Raw genomic sequence first — 10,077 nt, 5'->3', positions numbered from 1 at the left:
GCCGGGCCGCGCCGAGCGCGCGCAGCCCGGCCGCCGCGCCGGTGCCGAGGCCCGCTCCCGCGACGCTGAGGGTGATCTGCGCGATGAGCTGCGAGGAGGAGTGCCAGACGCCGCCGAGCGCCAGCTCGCCGAGCCGGCCCGGCATCAGCAGCAGTGCCGAGCCCCAGAGCAGCGCTCCGGCGGCCTGCCCCCCGCCGAGGAGGAAGCAGAACCTGCCCAGTTGCTGCGGGGCCTGCCGCAGCACCCGTGCCGCCTCCGGGACGGTGACCAGCGAAAGCCCCATCAGCACCGCCAGGAACGGGCCGAGCAGGAGCTCGGCGCCCCGCACCGCTCCCACCGCGCCGACCCCGACGATCACGCCGAGCCCGTACGCCCGCACCTGGCTGGCGCCGCTGAGGCTGACGTTCTCGACCAGGTACCGGTAGCCGAGATCGCGCTGCTCGCGAAGCCAGCCGCGGGCCTCGGCCGGCCGGGGCCGGATGCCGGACTGGAGGTAGCCGTACGCCGCCGCCACCGTGGCGGACGCGCCCCAGGCCAGCAGAAACGCGGCCACGCTGCCCACCCGGGCCGCCACCACCATGGCCGGGACGAGCGCGACGCCCCACACCACGTCGTTGACGAACGCCTTCCGCCCGGTGCCGGCGGCGAAGAACGCGAACCGCCAGGCGTCCTGGAGCAGCAGCCCCGGCAACATGACACCGAGGGCGGCGAACGCGGGCCCCACCCGGCCGCCGAGGCCGAGCCCGGCCACCAGGCACACCGCGCCGATGGCCGCGCCGACGCCCAGTGCGGTACCCGTCGACCTGGCCACCGCCCCGCGCCAGGACGCCTCCGGCACGCCGCTGAAGCGCACCACGAGGGGGTCGGTGGCAAGGCCGCGGGAGACGTTGAGCACCACGCCGTAGGTCACCCAGGCCAGGCTGAACACGCCGAACGCGGTCACCCCCAGCGAGCGGGCCACGTAGATGCCCACCACGAAGTTGCTCACGCTGGAGGCCGCCTGGTCGGCCAGTCCCCAGGACAGCCGGCCGACGAGGGCCCGCTTGGCGGACCGGGCCGGTGGCGCCGCTTTCCGCGGCTTCTCCCCCTCGGTGGTCATCGGCCTCATGCCTTGATCAGCCCGGCGCCGTGCAGCGCGTCGGCCGCGTCGGCGACGGTGGCGAACGGGAGCCCGGACCGCTCGGCGACGTCCAGCAGACTGTGCTCGCCGTCGGAGAGGTTGAGCACCCAGAGCATGGCCATCTGGGCCTGCTTGGTGTCGCTGCGGCCGCCGAGCGCGTCGTACAGCCCGCGCCGGCCCAGTTGCGGTTCGCCGTAGGGGCTGAGGTTGAGGTAGCGCCGGTTGCGGTCGAGGACGGCGAACGCCTCGCGGCAGACCGCGAGGGTGTCCGCCATCGCCTCCGGGGAGACGAAGTCCAGGTTGTCCGCCGAGGTGTGGTACTCGGGGTAGCCGGCGTACGGAGTCCGGGTGAGCGAGCCCACGCCGAGATCGAACCCGGGTGAGCAGTACTGCCGTTCGTCGTAGCCGTACGGAGTGAACTCCTCGACGCGGTGCGGGCGTTCGGAGGTGGCCAGCACATGCCGCAGCACCCGGTCGATCTCCGCGTCGCCGCGCCTGCTCCGCTTGTACGTCAGCCCGCCCGGGTCGCCGGCGCAGGCCAGCACCAGCCCGTGCTTGACGTGCTCGATCCGCTCCGCGTTGCGGGCCAGCCAGGTGATCGCCCCGATGGTGCCGGGCGCGTAGATGAACCGGTAGGTGTAGTACGGCGTTTCCCGCGCCAGCGCCCGGGCCAGGAACGTGGCCACCGCGATGCCGGCCAGGTTGTCGTTGGCCAGCGACGGGTGGCAGACATGGCAGGAGACGATCACCTCGTCCGGGACCTGCCCGGGGACCACATGCTCGGCGTAGGTGAGGTGGCCGTCTTCGAGGGTGGAGTCGATGCGTACCTCGTACTCGCCGTCCGGCAGCGCGTCCAAGGTCTCCTGGGCCAGGCAGAACCCCCATTCCGGCTGGTAGTAGCTGGTGCGGTACGGAACCCAACTCGGGTGGTCCGGCAGGGTGTGCAGATGCGGGCGCAGCTCGGCCAGCGGCATGGTCGTCGACACCGGCACGCTGTAGCCGAGCACATGCAGGCTGGACGCGGCGAAGTCGACGACCCGGTGGCCGGTGGAGTCGGCGATGTAGGCGTCCCGGATGTTCCACTCCTGCGGCACCGTCCAGTCGAGCACCTGCGTCCCGGTCGGCACTTCGCGCACCTGGAGCGGGAGGTACTCCCCGACGATGTCCAGGGTGGCGCGCACACCGTCGCCGGTGATGCTGCGGCAGAGCGGGTACATCCGCTCCACCAGCGCATGCATCTCTTCGCCGGTCGAGGTCATCGGCGCCACCGCAGGGTGCCGTCGACGGTGCCGGTGTCGGACGCTGCGCGCAGCACGGCAAGCCGGGTGAAGCGCTGCTCGAAGTCCTCCCGGGTCAGCCCGAACTTCCGGTAGGCGTCGGCGAGTTCGAGCGCGCCCCGCTTCACCGTCCACTCGCAGTCGAAGCCGGGTATCGCGGCGCGGAAGCGCGCGAAGTCCACCCGGTAGGACCGCGGATCGGCACCGGACTCCCCGGTGATCACCACCTTCGCGCCGGACACCGCCTCGGCGACCTGCGCGGCGATCTCGGCGACCGTGACATTGTTGGTCTCGCTGCCGATGTTGAACGCCCGGTCGTGCACCGCTTCCCGCGGCGCGGTCAGCGCGGCCGCGAAGGCCCGTGCGATGTCGGCGGCGTGTACCAGCGGGCGCCACGGGGTGCCGTCGGAGAGCACCAGGACCTCACCGGACAGGAGCGCGTGGCCCACCAGGTTGTTCAGCACGATGTCGGCGCGCAGCCGGGGCGAGTAGCCGAAGGCGGTGGCGTTGCGCATGAACACCGGGCTGAAGTCGCCGTCGGCCAGTGCGTGCAGATCGTCCTCCACCCGCACCTTGGACTCCGCGTACGGCGTCACCGGGCGCAGCGGGGCGTCCTCGGCCACCAGCCCGTCACCGCCGGCGGCGCCGTAGACCGAGCAGGTCGACGCGTACAGGAAGCGCCGCACCCCGGCGTCCCGGGCCAGCCGGGCCAGCCGTACGGACGCGTGGTGGTTGATGTCGTAGGTGAGTTCCGGCGCCAGCGAGCCCAGCGGGTCGTTCGACAGCGCGGCCAGGTGGATCACGGCATCGACCCCGGCCACCTGTTCGGCCGTGATGTCGCGCAGGTCCACCCGGTGCCCTGCCGGGTCCGCGGGCGGCTCGCCCAGCACACAGTCGGCGAACAGGCCGGCGTCGAGGCCGACGACCTCGTGCCCGGCGGAGTTAAGGACCGGGGCCATCACGGTGCCCAGATAGCCCTGGTGTCCGGTCAGTAGTACGCGCAAGGTTCAGCCCCCCAGATTGAGCGTGAGTTTGGTGACGGCGAACGCCTCGGCGTAGCGCGCGTGGCATTCGATGCCGCGGATCCGGGCAAGGCCGAGGAATGCCTCCCGGTCGTACCAGGGCCGGTGCCGCTGCGAGGGGTAGTGCTCCTGAAGCAGCCGCACCTTCTGTTCGGCGATCTTTGGCGACAGCGGCTGGTAGGCCGCCGGACGGCCGATATCGCCGTCCCACTTGACGATCTCGTAGCCGAGCACCAGGTGGTCGCGGAACGCGGTGGTCATCAGTTGCGCCAGGCCGCGGTGGTCCTGATGCGCGTCATCGGTCCGCGGGGCGAGGACCAGCTCCGGCTCGGTCCGCGCGCGCAGCTCCTCGACCGCGGCCTTGGCCTCTTCCCAGTGCGCGGGCATCCGCCCGTCCGGCAGCCCCAGCACGGTCAGCCGCAGGTCGGCGCCCGGGCAGAAGGCGGCGAGTGCGGCCCGCTCCTCCTGCTCCCGGTCGGTGCCGCCGCCGGAGAGCACCAGTGCGTCGATACGGATGCCCGGTCGCGCGCCGCACAGCGTCAGCAGTGTGCCGCCGGCGCCGATGGCGATGTCGTCGCAGTGCGCGCCCACCGCGACGATCCGGTCCAGGGGCCCGGCCCCGAGCCGGATCATGCGCCGACCCCCGCGCCGTCCCGCTCCCATACGGCCCACGGCCGGTCGCCCCGGGCGTAGGCGGCGTCCAGCCCGGCCCGCTCCTTCACGGTGTCGGTCGGCTTCCAGAAGCCGCGGTGCTGATGCGCCACCAGCCGTCCGTGCTTGGCCAGTTGGGCGCATCCGTCGGCGACCAGATCCCCGTTCTCCGGGATGTGGTCGAAGATCTCCTGGCGGAGCACGAAGTAGCCGCCGTTCTCCCACAGCGGCAGTTCACTCACCGCGGTGATGCCACCCACCAGGCCGTCCTCGCCCAGGTCCACGCAGTGGAACGAGGACTGCGGCGGGACCACCATCATCGACGCCCCGGCGTCGCGCCGGGCGAAGTTCTCGATCATCTCCGGCAGCGGGGCGTCGGTGAGCACATCGGCGTAGTTGGCGAGGAACATCTCGTCCCCGTCCAGGTGGTGCCGCACCCGGCGCAGCCGCTCCCCGATCGGGGACTCGATACCGGTCTGCGCGAAGGTGATCGTCCAGTCGGCTATGTCGGTGGACAGCAGCTCGGTCCGCCCGCCCCGCAGCACGAAGTCGTTGGACGTCGTCTCCTCGTAGTTGAGGAAGAAGTCCTTGATGTGATGAGCCCCGTACCCGAGACACAGGATGAACTCCGTGTGCCCGAAGTGCGCGTAGTAGCGCATGACATGCCAGATCAGCGGTCGCGGCCCGACCATCGCCATCGGCTTGGGCATATCGTCGGCGGCTCCGCTGCGCATCCGCATCCCGTAACCGCCGCAGAACAGGACGACCTTCATGCTGTGACCTCTTTCACGACGCGACCTCGACAATGCTCAGTTCCGGGATGGGGAAGACCAGCCGTCCGCCCCAGGCGTGGATGAAGGACAGTTGCTCGATCAGCTCGTCCCGCAGATTCCACGGGAGGACGAGGACGTAGTCGGGCTGGTCGGCGGCTATCCGCTCGGGTGGCAGGATCGGGATACGGGTCCCCGGGGTGAACCTGCCGTGCTTGTAGGGGTTGCGGTCGACCGTGTACGCGAGCAGGTCGGGCCGGATGCCGCAGTGGTTGAGCAGGGTGTTGCCCTTGCCCGGGGCGCCGTAGCCGACCACCGTCTCGCCGCGCTCGGCCGCTGTGATGAGGAACCGCAGCAGGTCCCGGCGGACCTTGGCAACCCGGGCGGAGAACTCGGTGTACCCGGACAGCTCCTGGAGCCCGGCGGCCTTCTCCCGGGCCAGCACGTCGGCCACTCGCCGGGACGGCTCGCCCGCCACTTCGGCGGGCCGGGCCCACAGCCGGATGGAGCCGCCGTGCGTGGGCAGCAACTCGACGTCCACGAGCGCGAGTCCGCCGCTCGCCAGGGCCCGGATCGCGGATGCGACCGTGTAGTACTGGAAGTGCTCGTGGTAGATCGTGTCGTACTGGTTCTCCTCGATCAGGGTCAGCAGATGCTGCACCTCGATGGAGACCCAGCCGTCGTCGGCGACCAGGGCGCGCAGCCCCCGGGTGAACCCGACCACGTCGGGGATGTGCGCGTACACGTTGTTGGCCACGACCAGGTCCGCCGGGCCGTGGTCGGCGCGGACGCCCGAGCCGGTGGCCGGGTCCAGGAACTCGGTGAGCGTGGGCACCCCCGCCTCCCGCGCCGCGGCGCCGACGTTCACCGACGGCTCGATGCCGAGGCAGCGGATCCCGCGGTCCACCACATGCCTGAGCAGGTATCCGTCGTTGCTCGCCACCTCGACCACGAAGGCGTCGGGGCCGAGCGGAAGCCGCGCCGCGGCGTCGGCGACGAATGTGCGCGCGTGCTCCACCCAGGAGGTCGAGTAGGAGGAGAAGTACGCGTACTCCTTGAACGTCTCCTCCGGCGTGATCAGCGGCGGAAGCTGCGCCAGCCAGCAGTCGGCGCAGACCCGCAGGTGCAGCGGGTACGCCGGCTCCGGTTGATCCAGTTGGTCCGCGGCGAGAAAGCTCTCACATGGTGGCGTCGCCCCAAGGTCGACGACGCTCGCCATGGCTTCCGAGCCGCAGAGTCGGCATCGTGTCATCTACTGCCCCCCATTGATTCCGTCCGACCCGCGATCGCGGTGCGGTACCCCTCCACCAGGCGCTCCAGCCCGACGGCCGGGCTGAAACCCTGTTCGTAACGGCGCCGGGCCGCCTGCCCCATCTCCCGGCCCAGGGCCGGCTCGGCCGTGATCCGGCGTATGCCGGAGGCGAGCGAGGCGGACTCGCCCGGCCGGTGCAGCAGCCCGGTCACCCCGTCCTCGACGAGTTCGACGAAGGCGCCGTGACCGGCGGCGACGGCCGGGACCCCGGCCGCCATCGCCTCCACGACCACCAGGCCGAACGCCTCCAGCCACGTCGAGGGAGCCACCACGGCGACCGACCGCGCGATGGCCTTTCGGCACTCCGCCGGGTCCAACAGACCGACGTAGCGCACATCGTCCCGGCCCGCCGCCCAGGCGGTCACCTCCCGCTCCAGTGGCCCCGTGCCGGCGATCACGAGCGGGACGCCCACACCGCCGCCCGCCGTGATCTCGTCCCACGCGGCCATGAGCAGCCGTACCCCCTTGGCCTCCGCGAGCCGGCCGAGATAGAGCAGATGCTCTCCGTCGCCTATCCGGCAACTGCCCGGCTCCGGAATGAAGTTGTGCTTCACCGCCAGCCGCTCGGCCGGCATACCGGACCGCACCAGGACCTCGCGTTGCGCCGCGGAGATGCAGAAGAACCGCTCCACACCGGACCACCACCGCCGCCGGTTGACCGACAGGCTGACCGCGAGCGGCACCGTCGCGAGGCGGGAGTCGCGGTAGCAGCCGTGCCGGACGGCGGGCAGCGGCGCCGATCCGACGCACTCGGTGCACGGCCGGCCGTCCCGCTGGAGTGTGCCGGGCGGGCAGACCTGGGTGTAGTTGTGCAGCGTGGCGACGGCGGGCACACCGGCGTCGGCGCAGGCGGCGAGCACCGCGGGGGACAGGAGCGGGAAGACGTTGTGGATATGCACCACATCCGGCCGCTCGGCGCGCAGCCGGGCGGTGAGCTCCGCGCGGACCGCCGGGTTCCATGGCACCAGCAGCGGCACCTTGGCCTTGCCGAGGAGGGACCGGGCGGCGATGTCGTCGCTGCGCCGCTCGAACACCTCGACCCGGTGGCCGGCCGCGCGCAGCAGCGCCACCTCCTGGTCGACGACCTTGTTCTCCCCGCTCGGCTGCGCCGAGGCGTATCGGTTGTGCGCCACCAGGACGTGAAGGCCGTGCATGCTCAAGGAACCTCCGATCTACGGGCCCAGCGAGGGATGTGCCGTCGGGGGGCTTCGGGCGCCGCGAGGGGAGTCGCCGCGACGGGTGCCGCCAACAGCGAGGCGGCCAGGGCCAGATGGAGCAGATACGGCGATGCGTCGCCCAGCCCGGCCTCGGTGTACGACGCGATGGCGCAGTAGCTGATCAGGAAGATCGCGCAGGCCCGCTCCAGCGACGGTGGCCGCAGCAACGCGACGCCGCCCAGCACGATGATGATCGCCGAGACGAGGGTGACGCCGATCAGACCCTGCTCGTGGTAGACGGCCAGCCAACTGTTGTCGATCGGCAGCCCGCCGAACGACTTGTCGCCCAGGCCCATGCCGAACAACTTCTCCGAGGTCGACCGGGGCGCGGCCAGCAGGGCGTCCCAGACCTTGGCCCGGCCGGTGAGGTTGGAGAAGTTCTCCTTGCTCTGTCCGCGCAGGAACCACGCCTGGAGCGCGGAGGCGAACGCCACCGCGGCCACCGCGGCGCACAGCACCGTCCAGGCGAAGAACCGGCGGGCGGCGGCGCTGGTCAGGACGAGCGAGCCGATCGCCAACGCCAGCCCGATGAACAGGCCGAGTGTGGCCGTCCGGGTATGGGTCAACGCGAGCAGGACGAATGAGGCCACGATGACCACCGCGGCGCTTGCCCTGTCGGTCCGGCGGCCCAGCAGGAGCAGCACGGTGAGCCCGATGATCACCGCGGCGTACTGTCCGATCTGCGGCGGGGTGAGCGGCCATAACGCGCCGACCAGCCGCCCGCCGTACAGCTCGGGCAGGGCCGCGCCCGGTGAGACGACCAGCCCGGCGGCCACCGACCCGAGCACCGCGAAGTACATCCGGATGTGGTGCCGGACGAAGGCCGGGCCGCCGTCCCACCAGCGGCTGAGCAGCCACAGCGTGCCGACGAAGAGAGCCAGCCGGGTGCAGCGGAACAGCGCACCGAACCCGGACTCCAGGTCCGCGCTGGCGATCACGCTCGGCACCAGCAGCAGGGTGAGCAGGAGCAGGCAGGCGCTGGCCCGGATGCGCAGCCGGAGATTGACCGCGAGCGCCAGCGCGAACGCGGCGACCAGCGCACCCATGGTGACCATCTGGATGAGGGAGCGGGGCAGCGGGATGATGGTCTTCGCCCCGGCGGAGCCGAGCGTGTTGAGGATCAGCAGCCCCCAGACGGTCCCGACGGTCTTCGGGGTGTGCGACGCGTGGCCGGTGCTCATCTCAACCACCGTCCCGTGCGCGGAAGGTGCTGCCCGCGTCCTGCTGGTACGGGGTGCCCTGCCACTGCCAGGTGTCGAGTGTCCGGCTCGGGTCGTGGGCGACGAATTTCCATGGTCCGAGGTAGACGTTGTCGTGCCAGCGGTTGCGCTGCTTGCGGGTGATCGCCTCGGCCACCCGCTCACCCTGGTACGGCGACCAGTCCGGATAGGTGCCGTAGTTGGCCAGCACCGCCATGCGGTCGCACTTCCCCGCGCAGTCGACGGCGGACTTCTCCAGCACGAAGCGGTTCTGGTGGATGTCCACCCGCTGGGTCTTCCACCGGCAGTCGGCGTACAGCGGTGCGGTGGCGATCGCCGGCTGTGCGCACCGGTGGGTGTTCTTCACCAGTAACGTGCAGTCACCGGATGAGGTGTTGGCCGGGCTGTTGCAGAACCGGTCGGCGTTTTCCCACAGGGTGATCCCCGACCAGTTGTCCTCCAGCACGTTCCGGTAGATGTCGATCTTGTCCGTGCGGGCCCGGATCCGTGGTTCGCCGCCGGACTCGGACAGGTAGATGGCCGGATACGGGAAGGTGTCGCCGCGGACGGCGTAGCCGCGGCCCTCCACCCAGTTGTTCCGCCGGATGGTGTTCTTCCGGATGACCGCGTTGTAGCTGGTCTCATAGATCAGCGCGGCACCGTCGTTGGCCTCGAGCAGGTTGTTCTCGATGCGGAAGTCGTTGTTGTTGGTGTCCGCCCACAACCCTGTTCCGCGGTTGTCGTGCACCCAGTTGCCGCGTACGTCGGCGCCGTTGACGGCCCAGAACTTGATGCCCCCGGTGCAGCCGCAGCCCTCCCGCCGCCGCTCCCAGTCGCCGGTGTTGTTGCCCACGATCTCGTTGCCCTCGACCACCAGACCACTGATCCGGCCCTTGGCCTTGTACGCGTTCATGCCGTACTGGCCGTTGTCGCGCAGGCAACTGGCGCGGACCCGCTGGCGGGCACCGGCCATCAGCCCGGCCCCCGAGTTGTTCCGGATCGTCGTGTGCTCGATCACCCATCCGTCGGCCGAGTCATGGTTGACCACGCCCTCGTCGTGCGGCGCGACGAAACCCCGCACGGTCAGATAGCGGATGGTGACGTCGCGGGCGGTACCGCCGAACGCGTACTGGTTCTTCTTCCCGCCGTCGAGCACCGCGCCCGGCGCACCGAGGTAGCGGTCCCCCTCCTTGGGGATGACCTGGGCGTAGCGGTCCGGCTCGAGCCTGTGCTTGCCGGGGCGCAGCCAGAACGTGGTGTTCCGGGGGCTGCTTCTGGTTTTCGCGGCCAGGTCACCGGCCACCGCGGGGTCGACCGTCACCGCGCCCGCCGGCGCCTTCGCCGGCCCGGCCGCGGGCTTGGCGCACACCCGGGCCACGGACGTGGCCGGCACAGCGGTCGGCCTGGCCCGGGCGCCCGGCGTGCTCTCACAGCCGGTCGCCGCCAGCAGGGCCAGCACCAGCGGTGCAGCCAGCGCCCAGTGCCGCCTCCTGATCCCCACGCGCCCCC

Annotated in this window: 9 protein-coding genes; all 9 read right to left on the bottom strand. The window is 71.3% G+C overall.

Translation table 11 applies throughout. From position 1 onward, the window contains the following. A partial coding sequence (locus tag KN815_RS22910) for an MATE family efflux transporter (protein WP_216343814.1) occupies positions 1–1,099 on the bottom strand: 1,099 nt, incomplete at its 3' end. Positions 1,100–1,104: 5 nt separating this feature from the next. Continuing rightward, positions 1,105–2,388 carry a DUF4910 domain-containing protein gene (locus KN815_RS22905; RefSeq protein ID WP_216343813.1) on the bottom strand — a complete coding sequence of 428 codons (1,284 nt, stop codon included), beginning with the start codon at positions 2,386–2,388 and terminating at the stop codon, positions 1,105–1,107. Then, positions 2,376–3,401, bottom strand: coding sequence for an NAD-dependent epimerase/dehydratase family protein (locus KN815_RS22900; protein ID WP_216343812.1), 1,026 nt, complete (start codon positions 3,399–3,401; stop codon positions 2,376–2,378). The genes KN815_RS22905 and KN815_RS22900 overlap by 13 nt, the downstream gene beginning before the upstream one ends. 3 nt (positions 3,402–3,404) lie before the next feature. Beyond that, the gene (locus KN815_RS22895; protein ID WP_216343811.1) at positions 3,405–4,052 is read right to left on the bottom strand and encodes a PIG-L deacetylase family protein; all 648 of its coding nucleotides are present in this window, start codon (positions 4,050–4,052) and stop codon (positions 3,405–3,407) included. After that, positions 4,049–4,843, bottom strand: coding sequence for a glycosyltransferase family protein (locus KN815_RS22890; protein WP_216343810.1), 795 nt, complete (start codon positions 4,841–4,843; stop codon positions 4,049–4,051). Before KN815_RS22890 ends, KN815_RS22895 begins: the two co-directional genes overlap by 4 nt. Before the next feature lie 13 nt (positions 4,844–4,856). After that, the gene (locus KN815_RS22885) at positions 4,857–6,092 is read right to left on the bottom strand and encodes a class I SAM-dependent methyltransferase (RefSeq protein ID WP_216343809.1); all 1,236 of its coding nucleotides are present in this window, start codon (positions 6,090–6,092) and stop codon (positions 4,857–4,859) included. Continuing rightward, the gene (locus KN815_RS22880; protein ID WP_216343808.1) at positions 6,089–7,306 is read right to left on the bottom strand and encodes a glycosyltransferase; all 1,218 of its coding nucleotides are present in this window, start codon (positions 7,304–7,306) and stop codon (positions 6,089–6,091) included. Before KN815_RS22880 ends, KN815_RS22885 begins: the two co-directional genes overlap by 4 nt. Positions 7,307–7,308: 2 nt before the next feature. Next, positions 7,309–8,550 carry an O-antigen ligase family protein gene (locus KN815_RS22875; RefSeq protein WP_216343807.1) on the bottom strand — a complete coding sequence of 414 codons (1,242 nt, stop codon included), beginning with the start codon at positions 8,548–8,550 and terminating at the stop codon, positions 7,309–7,311. Position 8,551: 1 nt separating this feature from the next. Continuing rightward, the gene (locus KN815_RS22870; protein WP_216343806.1) at positions 8,552–10,069 is read right to left on the bottom strand and encodes a right-handed parallel beta-helix repeat-containing protein; all 1,518 of its coding nucleotides are present in this window, start codon (positions 10,067–10,069) and stop codon (positions 8,552–8,554) included. Positions 10,070–10,077 lie beyond the last annotated feature (8 nt).

It is taken from the genome of Streptomyces niphimycinicus, assembly GCF_018883605.1.
Taxonomy (GTDB): domain Bacteria; phylum Actinomycetota; class Actinomycetes; order Streptomycetales; family Streptomycetaceae; genus Streptomyces; species Streptomyces niphimycinicus.
The sequence above is the reverse complement of the archived record's forward strand: the minus strand, read 5'-3'. Positions and strand labels throughout refer to the sequence as shown.